The 15,006-nt window shown below is 39.1% G+C and carries 18 protein-coding genes and 1 other annotated feature; of the genes, 17 read left to right on the forward strand and 1 reads right to left on the reverse strand.

Annotated features, from left to right (window positions below; translation table 11 throughout):
- Positions 1-15: 15 nt before the first annotated feature.
- From radA to FGL90_RS07355, 17 genes are all read left to right on the forward strand, one after another.
- Positions 16-1,389: a DNA repair protein RadA gene (gene radA, locus FGL90_RS07270; RefSeq protein ID WP_010620511.1), complete on the forward strand. Its 1,374-nt coding sequence runs from the start codon at positions 16-18 to the stop codon at positions 1,387-1,389.
- Positions 1,390-1,411: 22 nt separating this feature from the next.
- On the forward strand, positions 1,412-2,614 hold the full coding sequence (locus FGL90_RS07275; protein ID WP_010620512.1) for a PIN/TRAM domain-containing protein: 1,203 nt from the start codon (positions 1,412-1,414) through the stop codon (positions 2,612-2,614).
- 163 nt (positions 2,615-2,777) lie between these two features.
- The gene (gene gltX, locus FGL90_RS07280; RefSeq protein WP_147657551.1) at positions 2,778-4,265 is read left to right on the forward strand and encodes a glutamate--tRNA ligase; all 1,488 of its coding nucleotides are present in this window, start codon (positions 2,778-2,780) and stop codon (positions 4,263-4,265) included.
- Positions 4,266-4,403: 138 nt separating this feature from the next.
- The gene (cysS, locus tag FGL90_RS07285; RefSeq protein WP_010620514.1) at positions 4,404-5,813 is read left to right on the forward strand and encodes a cysteine--tRNA ligase; all 1,410 of its coding nucleotides are present in this window, start codon (positions 4,404-4,406) and stop codon (positions 5,811-5,813) included.
- Between the two features lie 8 nt (positions 5,814-5,821).
- The gene (locus tag FGL90_RS07290) at positions 5,822-6,235 is read left to right on the forward strand and encodes a Mini-ribonuclease 3 (RefSeq protein ID WP_010620515.1); all 414 of its coding nucleotides are present in this window, start codon (positions 5,822-5,824) and stop codon (positions 6,233-6,235) included.
- Entirely contained in the window at positions 6,232-6,999 is a 768-nt protein-coding gene (gene rlmB / locus FGL90_RS07295; RefSeq protein ID WP_010620516.1) for a 23S rRNA (guanosine(2251)-2'-O)-methyltransferase RlmB, read from the forward strand. The genes FGL90_RS07290 and rlmB overlap by 4 nt, the downstream gene beginning before the upstream one ends.
- Before the next feature lie 15 nt (positions 7,000-7,014).
- Entirely contained in the window at positions 7,015-7,554 is a 540-nt protein-coding gene (locus tag FGL90_RS07300; RefSeq protein ID WP_010620517.1) for an NYN domain-containing protein, read from the forward strand.
- Positions 7,555-7,649: 95 nt separating this feature from the next.
- Positions 7,650-8,258, forward strand: coding sequence for a sigma-70 family RNA polymerase sigma factor (locus tag FGL90_RS07305; protein WP_010620518.1), 609 nt, complete (start codon positions 7,650-7,652; stop codon positions 8,256-8,258).
- A 63-nt stretch (positions 8,259-8,321) separates the two neighbouring features.
- Positions 8,322-8,471, forward strand: coding sequence for a 50S ribosomal protein L33 (gene rpmG, locus FGL90_RS07310; protein WP_010620519.1), 150 nt, complete (start codon positions 8,322-8,324; stop codon positions 8,469-8,471).
- A gap of 25 nt (positions 8,472-8,496) precedes the next feature.
- Positions 8,497-8,673: a preprotein translocase subunit SecE gene (gene secE / locus FGL90_RS07315; RefSeq protein WP_010620520.1), complete on the forward strand. Its 177-nt coding sequence runs from the start codon at positions 8,497-8,499 to the stop codon at positions 8,671-8,673.
- 101 nt (positions 8,674-8,774) lie between these two features.
- Positions 8,775-9,326: a transcription termination/antitermination protein NusG gene (gene nusG, locus FGL90_RS07320; RefSeq protein WP_010620521.1), complete on the forward strand. Its 552-nt coding sequence runs from the start codon at positions 8,775-8,777 to the stop codon at positions 9,324-9,326.
- Positions 9,327-9,482: 156 nt separating this feature from the next.
- Positions 9,483-9,908, forward strand: coding sequence for a 50S ribosomal protein L11 (gene rplK, locus FGL90_RS07325; protein WP_010620522.1), 426 nt, complete (start codon positions 9,483-9,485; stop codon positions 9,906-9,908).
- 100 nt (positions 9,909-10,008) lie between these two features.
- Positions 10,009-10,698, forward strand: coding sequence for a 50S ribosomal protein L1 (gene rplA, locus FGL90_RS07330; RefSeq protein WP_010620523.1), 690 nt, complete (start codon positions 10,009-10,011; stop codon positions 10,696-10,698).
- A 57-nt stretch (positions 10,699-10,755) separates the two neighbouring features.
- Positions 10,756-10,886 (forward strand) — a sequence feature (ribosomal protein L10 leader region).
- Between the two features lie 23 nt (positions 10,887-10,909).
- Entirely contained in the window at positions 10,910-11,416 is a 507-nt protein-coding gene (rplJ, locus tag FGL90_RS07335; RefSeq protein ID WP_010620524.1) for a 50S ribosomal protein L10, read from the forward strand.
- A gap of 44 nt (positions 11,417-11,460) precedes the next feature.
- On the forward strand, positions 11,461-11,826 hold the full coding sequence (rplL, locus tag FGL90_RS07340) for a 50S ribosomal protein L7/L12 (RefSeq protein WP_147657552.1): 366 nt from the start codon (positions 11,461-11,463) through the stop codon (positions 11,824-11,826).
- A gap of 728 nt (positions 11,827-12,554) precedes the next feature.
- Positions 12,555-13,016: a hypothetical protein gene (locus FGL90_RS07350; RefSeq protein WP_147657554.1), complete on the forward strand. Its 462-nt coding sequence runs from the start codon at positions 12,555-12,557 to the stop codon at positions 13,014-13,016.
- Between the two features lie 125 nt (positions 13,017-13,141).
- Complete coding sequence (locus FGL90_RS07355; protein ID WP_010620527.1) at positions 13,142-13,735, forward strand: hypothetical protein; 594 nt, start codon at positions 13,142-13,144, stop codon at positions 13,733-13,735.
- Between the two features lie 286 nt (positions 13,736-14,021).
- Here FGL90_RS07355 and nrdF read toward each other — a convergent pair whose 3' ends face one another.
- On the reverse strand, positions 14,022-14,999 hold the full coding sequence (gene nrdF, locus FGL90_RS07360; RefSeq protein WP_010620528.1) for a class 1b ribonucleoside-diphosphate reductase subunit beta: 978 nt from the start codon (positions 14,997-14,999) through the stop codon (positions 14,022-14,024).
- Positions 15,000-15,006: the final 7 nt, after the last annotated feature.

Raw genomic sequence — 15,006 nt, forward strand, 5'->3', positions numbered from 1 at the left:
AAGGGAGAAGCTTAAATGGCAAAAGCAAAGACTCAATTTGTCTGTCAAAACTGTGGGTATCATTCACCACGATTTTTGGGCAGATGTCCTAATTGTGGAAAGTGGAACACCCTCGTTGAAGAGGTATTGGAGTCAGAGTCTGTGAATCGACAGGCAAGAGTCAGTTTTTCTGGTACTCATTCCAAACCGGAGCGAATGTCGGACGTCAGTATGGCCGAGGAGCCCCGTGTTAAAACGCAAATGAACGAGTTAAACCGAGTTTTGGGTGGTGGCATCGTTCCTGGATCACTTGTTTTGATTGGTGGCGATCCCGGAATTGGGAAGTCAACGCTTCTTTTGCAAGTTTCTGGACAGCTCAGCCAGACCGGTGGCAAGGTTTTGTATGTTTCCGGAGAAGAGAGTGCCAACCAGATTAAAATGCGAGCTGGAAGACTTAACGTTCATAGTGACAATTTATACCTGTATCCCGAAACGGATATGCACTCAATCAGAAACAATATTGAAGAGATGAAACCAGAATACGTGGTCATTGATTCTGTTCAAACTATGTCAGAGCCTGATGTAACTTCTGCAGTTGGATCGGTTTCTCAAATCCGAGAAGTTACTGCAGAATTGATGCAAATTGCTAAGACGAATAACATCACGATTTTTGTCGTTGGTCACGTGACTAAGGGTGGTGCTATTGCTGGGCCAAAGATTTTGGAACACATGGTGGATACAGTTCTTTACTTTGAGGGAGATCTTCATCACACGTATCGAATCTTGCGAGCCGTTAAAAACCGATTTGGCTCAACAAATGAACTTGGTATTTTTGAGATGCGTGATTCTGGTTTACAAGAGGTCAAAAATCCTTCTGAAATCTTTTTGGAAGAGCGACTAGCAGATGCAACGGGGTCTTCTATCGTAGTTTCAATGGAGGGAACCCGGCCAATTCTAGTTGAAATACAAGCCTTAATTACCCCTTCCGTTTTTGGAAACGCGCAACGAACTGCTTCAGGTTTGGATAGAAATCGGGTTTCACTAATAATGGCGGTTTTGGAAAAGCGCGCAAATCTGTTACTTCAAAACCAGGATGCGTACTTAAAGGCGGCTGGTGGCGTTAAACTTGATGAGCCAGCAATTGATTTAGCGATGGCAATTAGTATTGCTTCCAGCTATAAAGACCAAGGAACTGATCCAACGGAATGCTATGTTGGTGAAATTGGGTTGACGGGCGAAATTCGCCGGGTTAACCGAATCGAACAACGAGTTGCCGAAGCAACCAAACTTGGATTCAAGCGAATCTTTATTCCTAAAAATAATCTTCAAGGCTGGACGCCGCCGACTAATGAAATTGAAGTCGTTGGTGTCACAACAATTGGCGAGGCGCTTCATAAAATTCTGAAATAATCCTAGAAGGGGGGTGAAATTTATGAAAAGAAGAACCACAATTATTCGATTTATTTTTATCATCGTGGGAGTTGCGATTGGAATTGCCTATGTGCCTAGCCTTTGGGAACTGCTAAGCGTGGCGGATAATCGCTTGTTTAATAACTTATTTACTGATGCAATTATTGGGTTACTTGTTTTTATGCTATTATCCTTTATTTTTTCCAAATGGCTTGCAAGGCTGCTAGATCAGGCGGAACAGTTTTTAGCTTCAAAAAGTCCAATTTATTTATTATTTGGAAGTATTTCCACTATTGTGGGCTTAGTTATTTCATTACTGATTTCGACCTTTTTCTTCCAATCTGACTTATTTATTCTAAACACGATTGTGCCACTTATTTTAATGCTGGCGTTTGCCTATCTTGGATTTAGATTAGGAACGACGCGACTTGATGAGTGGGGGAAGTTATTCCAGTTTCGATCTCGCAGAACAAAGGATAAGGAAGAAAACGAATCAGAAAAGTCGGATATTATCGATCGGCCAATTGATGATAACTATCATCATTACAAGATTCTTGATACCAACATTTTGATTGATGGCAGAATCTACGACATTGCCAAGACGGGCTTCTTGGAAGGGACGCTGTTAGTTCCAAATTTTGTCTTGTATGAGTTGCAGTATATTGCCGATTCAAGTGACAGTATCAAACGGGTTCGTGGTCGACGAGGACTTGATATTTTAAATAAGTTACAAAATGAAAATATTATTCCAGTTGAGATGTATGAAGGCGACTACGAAGATATTCCGGAAGTGGATAGTAAACTTATTCGGTTGGCAAAAGAGGTTAATGGCGTCATCGTAACCAATGATTACAACCTTAATAAGGTCATTGAATTTCAAAACGTTTCCGTTTTAAATATTAATGCACTTACCAATGCGCTTAAGCCACGAGTTATTCCTGGAGAAACGTTGAAGGTAATGGTTGTTAAGAATGGGACTGAACGCCAACAAGGGGTTGCCTATCTTGATGATGGAACGATGGTCGTTGTTGAAGAGGGACGGTTCTACCTTAACCAGACGATAGAGGTGATTGTCACTTCAGCAATTCAGACTGATGCAGGTCGGATGATTTTTGCAAAACCAGAGCATTCTTCTAGAGGGATTACGGAAAATGAAGCTGAGGGTAGCAAGAGCGTACCAACTCCAGCTAATCACCAAAAATCTAAGGGAAAATCTGGCAGATAACTTTTATTTTTAGCGCGACACTTTAATCTTTGAATGATTGAAGTGCCGTTTGCTTTTACGGATGACTTTATTTTTAAGCCATTCCATTGTAAACTGAGAGAGCAGGATTTTAACCGATAAAGAAATCGGAATATGTGAAAATTAAGAAAGAGGCGGCATTTCATTGGCTAACAAATCAATTCGCGTACGGTATGCACCTAGTCCAACAGGTCATTTGCATATTGGTAACGCTCGAACAGCATTATTTAATTACCTTTTTGCACGACACAACAAGGGAAAATTCATCATTCGAATCGAAGATACAGATACGAAACGGAACGTAGAAGATGGTGAAAAAAGCCAACTCGACAATTTAAAATGGTTGGGTATGGATTGGGATGAAGGTCCTGATAAAGGCGGCGATTTTGGTCCTTACCGTCAATCAGAGAGAACTGAAATCTACAAGCCACTTATCCAGCAATTACTGGACGAAGGCAAAGCATACGAATCATACAAAACCGAGGATGAATTGCAGGCCGATCGTGAAGCACAAAAAGCACGTAAAGAAATGCCTCATTATGAATATGAATATGCGGGGATGAGTGACGAAGAACGTGAGCAGAAGATTGCAGCCGCAAAGGCAGCAGGACTAAAGCCAGTTATTCGTTTCCACGTTCTTGAAGATAAGACCTACGAATGGGACGATATTGTCAAAGGACACGTGTCATTTAAGGCGAACACCATTGGCGGCGATTTTGTTATCGCTAAGGCAGATGGGATGCCAACCTATAACTTTGCCGTTGTTGTGGATGATCATTTGATGAAAATTAGCCACGTATTTCGTGGTGATGACCATGTTGCCAACACACCAAAGCAACTGATGATTTATGAAGCATTTGGCTGGGAGGCACCAAAGTTTGGCCACATGAGTCTGATTATCAGTAAGGATACTGGCAAAAAGCTTTCAAAACGAGATGAGTCCGTTATTCAGTTTATCGAACAATATCGTGATTTAGGCTACCTTCCAGCTGCACTATTGAATTTCATTATTCTGTTGGGCTGGTCACCAGTTGGCGAAGAGGAAATATTCTCACTTAAAGAATTCGTCAAAATGTATGATGAAACTCGTTTGAGTAAATCTGCAGCAACGTTTGATACTAAGAAATTAGATTGGATTAACAACCAATACGTTAAATCTTCAGATGAGGATGAAGTTGTTGATTTAGCTTTACGTCAGTTAGTTCAAGCAGGTAATTTACCTAAGAACCCTGACACTAAGACAATTGAGTGGGCAAGACAACTCATAAATCTTTACAAACAACAAATGAGTTACATGGCTCAAATTAATGATATGGCAAGTGTCTTCTTCAACGAGCCAGATCAAGTATCCGGCGAAACGCTTGAAGAAATTTCGAATGAGACAGCACCTGTTGTTTTGAAGGAATTTTCAGAACGCGTTCAAAACCTTGAAATATTTGATAAGGTTGAAATCTTGAAGACAATTAAAGATATTCAAAAGGCAACTGGAATCAAGGGTCGTCAACTTTGGATGCCAATCCGAATTGCGGTTACCCATGAAATGCATGGACCAGAACTGCCAGAATCAATCGAATTAGTTGGTCGTGAGACAACACTGAAGCACGTTCAACAAACATTGGATCAGATTAAATAAACAGCAAACCCGCTAAACGGTCATGGGACATTGATCATTTTGGCGGGTTTTACTGTATATTAATATCTATGATTATAAATTAAACGCCTCGTTATGCTAAAATAAAGAATGAAAATCATTTGAGAGGGGTACGTAATCATGCTAAAAGTTTTTAACACACTTACACGACAAAAAGAAATCTTTAAGTCCATCAATCCAAACGTGGTAAATATGTATGTCTGTGGCCCCACAGTGTACAATTACATTCATATTGGTAACGCCAGAAGTGCAATTGCATTTGATACCATTCGCCGTTATTTAGAATATAAAGGTTATAAGGTTAACTACGTCTCAAATTTTACGGATGTAGATGACAAACTGATAAAGGCTGCTAATGAGCAACATACAACGGTGCCGGAATTGGCTGACCGCTATATTGCTGCGTTTAAGGAAGATACGGCTGCGATTAATATTGAGCCAGCCACAAAAAATCCGCGCGCCACTGAGAATATTCCAGAAATTATTGAGTTTGTGAAAGCATTAATTGAAAAAGGCTTCGCATACGAGGCTGACGGTGACGTCTATTTTCGAGCTCGTAAATTTAAGCATTATGGTCAGCTATCAGATCAAAATGTCGATGAGCTTGAAGTTGGCGCAAGTGAGCATACGGATGAGGCAGAACTTGAAAAAAAAGAAGATCCAATTGACTTTGCGTTATGGAAATCTGCCAAGCCAGACGAAATCTCTTGGGAATCACCTTGGGGAGCAGGCCGGCCAGGTTGGCACATTGAGTGCTCAGTCATGTCGACTAAATACTTGGGTGATACAATCGATATTCATGGTGGCGGACAAGACCTAGAATTTCCACATCATGAAAATGAAATTGCGCAAAGTGAGTCGAAAACTGGGAAAAAGTTTGCAAACTATTGGCTACACAATGGGTTTGTAACGGTTGGCGATGACAATCAAAAGATGAGCAAGTCCCTAGGAAACTTTGTGACGGTCCACGACATTATTAAGAAAACGCCGCCAGAAGTGCTTCGGTTCTTTATGGCAACGACTCAATACAGAAGACCGATTCAGTATACGCAAGATAATCTTGATGATGCCGCAAATAATTTGAAGCATTTGCAGACGGCCTTCAGTAATTTAACGTACCGCTTAAAGGACGCTGAGGACGGAAATGATCCTAAAATTGAGCAGGAAATTCGCCAAATTCAATCTGAGTACATTGACGCCATGGACGATGACTTCAATGCTCAAAACGGGATTAGTGAAGTTTATGAGCTCGCCAAATTGGGCAATATTTACGCTGAACGAGGGTTAGTTGAGAAAGGGACAATTGAGTTCATTTTGTCTGAGTTACAGCAAATGGTTTTAGTGTTTGGTATTCAGTTACAAAGCACACAGCTTGAGGATGATGGAATTCAAACCCTCATCGATGAGCGACTTGAAGCGCGCAAAAACCGGGATTTTGCCAGGAGTGATGAGATCCGGGAACAATTAAAAGCACAAGGAGTCATATTAGAGGATACGCCACAAGGAACTAGATGGCGAAGAGAGGAATAAACCGTTAAATGAAAGAATCAACAGTTGATTATAATCAGTTAAATGGCGTCACGTTAGCTTATATGGGGGATGCAATTTACGAGGTTTACATCCGACAACAGTTATTAGAGCTTGGAATTATGAAGCCGACTAATTTGCAGCATCGGGCAACGCACTATGTTTCAGCTAAGGCTCAAGCAGCTTTAATTAGCTTAATGGAACAAGATGATATTTTGTCGGAAACTGAATGGCTATTTTTCAAACGTGGACGTAATGCCAAGAGCTATACGCATGCAAAGAATACAGATGTGGTTACGTATCGAATTTCGACCGGCTTTGAGGCATTGTTTGGCTATTTGTTTTTAAGTAATCAAACGAAACGGGTGGATGAACTATCTGCATGGTGTATCAAACAGGTTGAAGCAGGGAGGACTGGCAAATGACAGAACAAGAGCAAAATGGTAACGAGGAAAGTGAATTTGTGATTGGCCGACACCCAGCAATTGCTGCCCTTAGAAGTAAGCAAGAAATAAATAAGGTATTTCTCCAGTCAGACGCAAAGGGAGAAATTATTGATGAAATTGTTAAATTAGCAAAGAGACGGGATTTAGTTATCCAGAATTCCCCGAAGCAAAAGCTTGACCAATTGAGTCAATATGAAAATCATCAAGGAATCGTTCTTGCAGTTGCTGCCTTTAAATATGCGACAATTGATGATTTATTTGAGAACGCCAAGCAAAAGCAAGAGGATCCATTTTTCCTAATTTTGGATAATATTGAGGATCCCCATAATCTGGGATCCATTATGAGAACGGCTGATGCAGTAGGCGTTCACGGAATCATTATTCCTAAACGTCGAGCTGTTGGCCTGACTGCGGTTGTTGCAAAGACTTCTACGGGTGCTATCGAACACGTGCCAGTTGCCCGTGTGACAAACTTAGTAAATACCATTAATGATCTTAAAAAAGACGGTATGTGGATTTTCGGGACTGATATGAACGGAACCGATTATCGTAAATGGAATGCGACCGGGGCGGTTGGGTTAATTATTGGAAATGAAGGTAAGGGTATTTCGCCACTTCTCCAAAAGAATGTGGATGAAACGCTAAGTATTCCAATGGTGGGCCACGTCCAAAGTTTAAATGCGAGTGTTGCTGCTAGTTTATTAATGTATCAGGGCTTCAATTCGAGACACCCACTTGGTTGATAATGAGGTAATTATATGAAAAAAGAGTTATTAATTGTGGATGCGTATAATTTAATTGGTAGTTGGCCGGAGCTTAAACAACTTAAGCTTCAAGATCGGCTAGAAGATGCGCGAGACCGGCTCATACAAATGATGGTTGAGTATCGTAAGTATCGGGCGATTGAAATCGTCGTTGTTTTTGATGCCATGTATGTGCCTGGTGTCACTCAAAACAAGCAATATCGCGGACTTGAAGTCGTTTGGACTGCTAAAAATGAGACGGCTGATAGCTATATTGAAGCTTTGGCCAAAGAAAAACAATCACGGCTGCTTCAAGTGACGGTTGCCACGAATGATCAGGCAGAGCAATGGATGATTTTTTCTGAAGGTGCTTTGCGGATTCCTGGGGATGAATTATTGGGTGATATTCATCTCGCTAATAAGGAAGTTACGAAACAAACATCTGAATATGCTGATCAATTAAGCGTTCGGAAATCACCATGGGACAATGATCAATTAACAGCATTGGAACAGTTAAGAGAAAAACTAACCGATAAAGGTAAAAAAAATAAATAATCCGCCAAAAATGTTGAATTTAGACCCTATGTTCGCTTTCCACGTGTGAACATGATGGGTAAGCTTGTACTAATTTAACTTTGGAGGATTTTTTTATGTCTACAAAAAGCTTTGATAAACAATTAAATGAGTTTAGTAAATTAAGCGATTTTGAAATAATTACCAGATTAAAGCATGATGATCTATTACCATTTAGCGAACTTTTGTCCCGTTATTATCCGTTAATTCGGAATATTGAGAAACGTTATTACATAGCTGGAATGGAGTGGGACGATTGGGTTCAAGAGTCCTCATGTTTACTATGGAAGGTCGTGGGTAAATATGATGTTGATCGAAATATTTCCTTTGGCGCGTATTTTAAGCAAATTCTAATAAATCAGCGAGTTGATTTATTAAGAGAAAGTTTAGCTTATAAGCGCCAAATTAATCGGATAGCCGTTTCGTTGGACGTTAATCCAGAATTCTTTCAGGATAATTTGCAGGATTACGGGACCGTTCTACCGGAAACTAAAACATTGTTTAACGAGGCTGTGCAGGGATATCTAACAAATCAACTTTCACCCCTAGAACGAGATGTTTTAATACGCGTTTTAAAACACCTGACTTTCGCTGAAATTGCCGATGATTTACAAATTAGTTTCAGAAAAGTAAGGAGCGCTTACGAACGTGCTCATAAAAAGGCAAAAATTTTAGCACGCGGATAAGGTTTGATTGACGAGGGTCAGGATAGATGATAGAATTGTTCTGTCTTTAAGGAGGTGCTAGCAATGGCACAAAAAAAAGTTGCTCTTGCCTGTTCTGAATGTGGCTCACGTAATTACACAATTGCGTACAGCCCAAATCGGACGCACCGGTTAGAAGTAAAAAAGTTTTGTAAATATTGTGGAAAATACACGTTACACCAGGAAACACGTTAATTAATAAACTTCAGGAGGAAAGAGCATGCACATCTTTAGATTTATAGGCAGTGTTGTTGAAGAAATGAAGCACGTTTCTTGGCCAAATGCCAGTCAAACTCGTCGTGATACGAGTGCTGTGCTGACGACATCAATCTTGTTTGCAATCTTCTTTGCAATTGTGGATTATGCTGTTCAAGCTGGCCTTCAACTGTTGGCTTAGTTTGACTATTAGCCACTTAAATGGTTTAATTAATTGAATGTTTGTTGACCAAAAACTTCGCTAGCCGAGGTTTTTTTATTTTGGAAAAGGAGAAACTTATAATGGTCGAATCAGCTGAAAAACAATGGTATGTCTTACATACTTATTCTGGATACGAAAACAAAGTTAAAATGAATTTAGAGTCTCGTGCGCAAACAATGGGCATGAGCGACTTTATTTTTCGCGTTGTAGTTCCTGAAGAAGAAGAGCGAGAAGTTAAGAATGGCAAAGAAAAGATTAAAATGGATAAAACCTTCCCAGGTTACGTTTTAGTTGAAATGGTTATGACCGATCAATCATGGTATATCGTTCGTAATACACCTAACGTCACTGGATTCGTTGGCTCTCACGGTCAAGGATCAAAGCCGACACCATTATTGCCTGACGAAGTAGAGTTGGTTCTACAACGTATCGGAATGAGTGCGAGACACCAAGATCTTGACGTCAAGAATGGCGATACAGTCAAGATTGTGGACGGCGCCTTTGCAAATCTTGAAGGTAAAGTAACAGAAGTTGATAACGAAAAGATGAAACTGAAAGTTAACATTAATATGTTTGGTCGTGAAACAAGCACTGAACTTAACTTTGACCAAATAGACCCCGTTATTGACTAGAAACTTAATTTCTAGATTTACCCACTAATCGTCTTAAATAAATTGGTGGTTCGTCATTAATGTGTTATACTATTCTAGTATGTTTTTGCATACTGACGTGGGAGGAGAAATATAAATCTCCATTTACCACACACGGACTTAAGGAGGTATTGTCTCGTGGCTAAAAAAGTGACTAATGTTGTTAAATTACAAATACCAGCTGGAAAAGCAACACCAGCTCCACCAGTTGGACCTGCACTAGGTCAAGCAGGTATCAATATCATGGGATTCACTAAAGAATTCAATGCACGTACTGCTGACCAAGCAGGAATGATTATTCCTGTCGTTATTTCAGTATACGAAGACCGTTCATTCGACTTCGTTACAAAGACTCCACCAGCAGCCGTTCTTTTAAAGAAGGCAGCAGGAGTTGAAAAGGGTTCTGGCGAACCAAACACGAACAAGGTTGCTACTGTAACCAAGGATCAAGTTAAGGAAATCGCTCAAACCAAAATGCAAGACCTAAACGCTGCTGATGTAGAAGCAGCAATGCGCATGGTTGAAGGTACTGCTCGAAGCATGGGTTTCACTGTCGAAGGTTAATCTCATGTTGGGATTGCTAGTCGGATACTTCATGAAAATGAATGTATCAAGTGGGAGGAAAATCCGCTAAAACCACATTTGCAAGGAGGAAAACAGAAAAATGGCAAAAAAAGGTAAAAAATACCAAGACGCCTTGAAGCAGGTAGACCAAGAAAAGGTTTACTCAATTCAGGACGCAGTAGAATTAGTTAAAAAAATGGACTTTGCAAAGTTCGATGCAACAGTTGAAATCGTCTTTCATTTAAATCTTGATACAAAGCAAGCTGATCAACAATTACGTGGTGCCGTTGTTTTACCAAATGGTACTGGTAAGGATCAGACTGTTGTTGTCTTTGCTAAGGGTGACAAGGCTAAAGAAGCTGAAGCAGCCGGTGCTGACTTTGTTGGCGACGACGATTTAGTTGCTAAAATTCAAGACGGTTGGCTTGATTTTGATGTTGCAATTGCAACACCAGATATGATGGCTAAAGTTGGTCGTTTAGGCCGTGTTCTTGGACCTAAGGGCTTAATGCCTAACCCTAAGACTGGTACTGTTACCATGGAAGTCGGTAAAGCTGTATCAGAATCTAAGGCTGGTAAAGTAACATACAGAACGGACCGTGACGGTAACGTTGCAGTTCCTGTTGGAAAGGTTTCATTTGACTCTGATAAGTTAGTTGGGAACTTAGCAACCATTGAAAATGTGATTGTTAGTGCTCGTCCCGCAGCAGTTAAAGGAACTTACGTAAAGCACGTTTCAATTGCAACGACATTTGGACCAAGTGTTAACGTTGATTTATCGTCATTCTAACTAGTTAAATAAAAAAATCTCTAATTGACTTTATTTAAATTACATGTTAATTTAATATAGTTGATTCATGATCTGCCTAAGACTCAGGTGGCGAAAGCCTTAATTTATGCCTGCCGAGGAAATTATTATCTATATGATAGTATTTGACTCTCTGTGTCGGGTGGACACGGGGATTTTTTTATCCCTAAAATCTTTAGGAGGTGAAAAACACATGAGTAACAATAACATTGATATCAAAGCAAAACACGTTGATGAGGTCACAGAACGTTTTAACAATGCCGTTTCTGCTATCGTTGTCGATTATCGTGGATTGGATGTTGCTGAGGTTACCGAATTACGTTCACAATTACGTGAAGCAGGTGTCTCAATGAGCGTTATCAAAAACAAAATCTTGAACCGTGCAGCTGACAAAGCTGGTTATGGTGATTTGAAAGATGTCTTCGTTGGACCTACAGCCGTTGCTTTCTCTGATGAGGATGCAATCGCTCCAGCTAAGATCTTGAAGAAGTTTGCTGATGATAACGATAAGCTATCTATTAAGGGTGGTTTAATTGAAGATAAGCTTGTATCTGTTGATGAAATCAACGTATACGCTTCATTACCTAGTCGTGATGACTTACTTTCAATGCTTGCAAGTGCCTTGCAAGATCCTATGCGTAAGATTGCAAGAGCTGTTAAGGCTGTTGCAGACAAAGCTGGCGAAGGCGAAGCTGCCTAAGCTGTTTCAAACAACTAATTATATATAAAACGGAGGAAACAAACATGGCTTTTGATAAAGATTCTATCATTGCTTCCCTTAAGGAAGCTTCAATTACTGATTTAAACGATTTGGTAAAGGCTATCGAAGAAGAATTTGACGTATCAGCTGCTGCACCAGTTGCAGTTGCCGCTGCCGGTGGAGACGCTGCTGCAGCTAAGGATTCTTACGATGTTGAAATTACTGAATCTGGTGACCAAAAGGTTAAAGCTATCAAGGCAGTTCGTGAAATCACTGGACTTGGCTTGAAGGATGCTAAGGGTCTCGTTGACGATGCACCATCAATCGTTAAGGAAGGCGCTACAGAAGACGAAGCTAACGACATCAAGGCTAAGCTTGAAGAAGTTGGCGCAACTGTTACTCTTAAGTAGTAATCAGCTGTAAAGCAAGCCATTATTGGCTTGCTTTTTTATATCTCGACAAAATAAATAGGACAATTCGGAATAAAATCTGAATTGTCCTATTTTGGGTATTTAGCTACTTGTCATCGGGATCTTTAACGAGGTAGATAAAAGGACGTGGTGAGTTATTAGCACATCCTTTCTATGTAACTATTGTATTAAAATACTTTCTATTTGTTCATCAGTTAAACCACCTATTTTAAATGGTAAATAATCAGATATACCAAGTAAAAAATCAGCAGAAGTATCTAGAATACTGCAAATTGTAGCAAAGGTTTTGAGTGGTCTTCTATCTTTCGCCAAAACAATCTATCGTCATAAGTTTCACTCTGCGCATAGGGTAGCAAAGTTAAGTACATAAAATAATGTTACTTTGTACGCTATATATGATTGTATTGATGTTTTTTTCTGTATTTGATAATATTAGATGTAACGAATATAACTATAGGTGGAATTTTTCAACTTCTGTTGATAGTTGTATTGAATACTACTATTAAAATAGCTCGTGAGATTATCTTTGATTCTTTTAATTGATATTAATCACAGTAGAATGGACATATTTTAATTTGAGTAGGCACAATTCATAGGGGAGAGGGGAAAAATAAAGATATCAGTGTTTTTGGTAAATTGGGGTTTTCATCAAGTTATAGCTTTATTATTGTTGTTAACTAAATTCACAATACTTTTGGGGATTCATCATGAAGTTAAAAAATATTGTATTAATAATTGCATTAAGTTTTGGATTAACGTTTGCTGCAGGTGCGGTGACGCAAACGACTAATGTATCGGCGGATAAAACGTATCGTGCATATAAGACAATGCCTAAGGTGCTGCGAGGAACATGGAGAACTGGGTATTTGAAGTATGGAAAAACAAAAACCAAAGTTCGTTGGACTTATAAATTCAATAAAACCTCTTATTATCTGACTATGTCACCTAAAGGTAAGCATTCAAAAACATTCAAATTTGCTATTAGCTATATGCTGTACAGATATAAAACTAAGCATTACGAATTTACAGGTGTAACGACAAAAAAGAATGGTCCATACAATCAACCTATGGAAATGAAACCAGTTCATCATAATGGCAAGAAGGCACTTGGATATTACAACACTTCAGTTACGAAACCTGACACGTATTATTATTATGTTCACAAATAGTTTAACAAATTTCCATGTTCATTTGTAAGTCTCGAACATCGGACTTATTTTATTTAACAATTAGTAGTAATCAATGTTTGAACAATAATACTACTAAACTCACAATCCTTTGGGGGAATTTAATTATGAAAAAGAAATTAATGTTAATCGTTGTTGCAATTATGGCTTTCTTTATGATCGCTGGTGTCTCTGACGCTTCTGCTAAAGCTAAGGTTTACAAATCTCATGTTTATGCTGCTAAGCAACTTAAACATCACTACTTCAAGCATACTTATACTAAGTACAGTAAGAAGGGCTTGATTTACACCACTCGTTCTTTAAAGCACTGGAATCATAAAGGTGCTAACTATAAACAGACTGCTTGGACAACTAACCAGTCTGTTACGGTTAAAAAGAGTAATGGCCATAAAGCTGTTTACTACTACATTAAGAACAAAAAGAATGGTATCAAGGGTTGGATCTGGCGTGGTTATTTAGCAAGTAAGCCAGTTAAAACTACCAAGACTACTAGTTATGAGGGATATAATCCTGACGGATTTGATGGACCTTCTGCCGCCGACGATCCTTCAGGCAAATCTTCTGGAAAATGGAAATCCGATGCTAGAGTCACTGCCTATTCTAAAAAATCAGATGCTGCATATAATAAGGCACAGAAAGAATTTAACGATTCATATGCAGCATATTTAGCTAAATTTAATGCTGAACATTCTACTAATTAATAATAATTAATAGTTTGAGCTCATCAAGGTGACTTGGTGGGTTCGCTAGTATTAATTATTAGCTAAACAAAGTTGGAATATGAATGTACCTTTGTCCTGGGATGGTATGTCCGATAAAATTCCCCAAGTTCAATCATCGATGTAACTATTATTTCTTAACATATGTTTAGCTATCATAATAGCAAAGGGCTCACCCTTCATTATTATTGGCTTGCTTTTTATATCTCGACAAAACAAATAGGACAATTCAGATTTTATTCTGAATTGTCCTATTTTTGGTATTTAGTTACTTATCATCAGGATCTTTAACGTTGTAATCAGCATCATCCATTGCTTCTACATCACCAAGCAAGTAGCCATTACCTACTTGAGAGAAGAAATCGTGGTTAGCCGTTGAAGTAGAGATACCATTCATGACGATGGGGTTAACATCTTCAGCTGTATCTGGGAAGAGAGGATCCTGGCCTAAGTTCATGAGGGCTTTATTTGCATTATATCGAATGAAAGTAAGCACTTGATCTGTCCAGCCAACCTTATCATAAACGAGGTGAGTGTACTTTTCTTCATTGTTGTATAAGTCATACAAGAAGTTGTACATCCAATCCTTTAATTCTTGTTGTTCATTTTCGCTGATTTCATTAAAGGCGATTTGGAATTTGTAGCCAATGTAAGTACCATGGACTGATTCGTCACGCAGAATTAGTTTAATGATTTCTGCGACGTTGGCGAGCTTGTTATGGCCAAGATAGTAAAGTGGGGTGAAGAATCCAGAGTAGAATAAAAATGTCTCTAAGAAAACACTCGCAATCTTTTTCTTAAGTGGGTTTGCGTCGTCATGATAAAGATTGTAAATTCGACGGGTTTTATTTTGAAGAAATTCCTCTGTATCACTCCAGTTAAATATTTCATCAATTTCGTCAGGTGTATTTAAAGTTGAGAAAATTGATGAATAACTTTTAGCATGGACTGATTCCATAAATTGAATATTGTTAAGCACGGCAGTTTCGTGTTGTGTCCGAACATCGCGACGGAGTGCCGCCATACCATCCTGAGACTGTAAGGTATCTAATAGGGTTAAGCCACCAAAAACGTGTCCTACAACCCATTTATGGTCATCATCAAGTGTCCGCCAATCGGCCAAATCATTTGAGATTGGAATTCGCGTATCTAGCCAAAATTGTTCCGTGAGTTTTTCCCAGGTGGCTTTATCTATTTGATCAGAAATTTGGTTCCAATTAATTGCTTCATAATTTTCTTCAGACATTTTCATT

The organism is Secundilactobacillus malefermentans (assembly GCF_008033155.1).
GTDB lineage: Bacteria > Bacillota > Bacilli > Lactobacillales > Lactobacillaceae > Secundilactobacillus > Secundilactobacillus malefermentans.

Bases quoted from the DNA above. Each gene is read 5' to 3' on its own strand.
- nrdF (WP_010620528.1), bottom strand. From the start codon at position 14,999: ATGTCTGAAGAAAATTATGAAGCAATTAATTGGAACCAAATTTCTGAT.
- secE (WP_010620520.1), top strand. From the start codon at position 8,497: ATGCACATCTTTAGATTTATAGGCAGTGTTGTTGAAGAAATGAAGCAC.
- rplJ (WP_010620524.1), top strand. From the start codon at position 10,910: ATGAGTAACAATAACATTGATATCAAAGCAAAACACGTTGATGAGGTC.
- cysS (WP_010620514.1), top strand. From the start codon at position 4,404: ATGCTAAAAGTTTTTAACACACTTACACGACAAAAAGAAATCTTTAAG.
- radA (WP_010620511.1), top strand. From the start codon at position 16: ATGGCAAAAGCAAAGACTCAATTTGTCTGTCAAAACTGTGGGTATCAT.
- rlmB (WP_010620516.1), top strand. From the start codon at position 6,232: ATGACAGAACAAGAGCAAAATGGTAACGAGGAAAGTGAATTTGTGATT.
- FGL90_RS07300 (WP_010620517.1), top strand. From the start codon at position 7,015: ATGAAAAAAGAGTTATTAATTGTGGATGCGTATAATTTAATTGGTAGT.
- FGL90_RS07275 (WP_010620512.1), top strand. From the start codon at position 1,412: ATGAAAAGAAGAACCACAATTATTCGATTTATTTTTATCATCGTGGGA.
- rpmG (WP_010620519.1), top strand. From the start codon at position 8,322: ATGGCACAAAAAAAAGTTGCTCTTGCCTGTTCTGAATGTGGCTCACGT.
- FGL90_RS07290 (WP_010620515.1), top strand. From the start codon at position 5,822: ATGAAAGAATCAACAGTTGATTATAATCAGTTAAATGGCGTCACGTTA.
- FGL90_RS07350 (WP_147657554.1), top strand. From the start codon at position 12,555: ATGAAGTTAAAAAATATTGTATTAATAATTGCATTAAGTTTTGGATTA.
- FGL90_RS07355 (WP_010620527.1), top strand. From the start codon at position 13,142: ATGAAAAAGAAATTAATGTTAATCGTTGTTGCAATTATGGCTTTCTTT.
- rplA (WP_010620523.1), top strand. From the start codon at position 10,009: ATGGCAAAAAAAGGTAAAAAATACCAAGACGCCTTGAAGCAGGTAGAC.
- nusG (WP_010620521.1), top strand. From the start codon at position 8,775: ATGGTCGAATCAGCTGAAAAACAATGGTATGTCTTACATACTTATTCT.
- rplL (WP_147657552.1), top strand. From the start codon at position 11,461: ATGGCTTTTGATAAAGATTCTATCATTGCTTCCCTTAAGGAAGCTTCA.
- FGL90_RS07305 (WP_010620518.1), top strand. From the start codon at position 7,650: ATGTCTACAAAAAGCTTTGATAAACAATTAAATGAGTTTAGTAAATTA.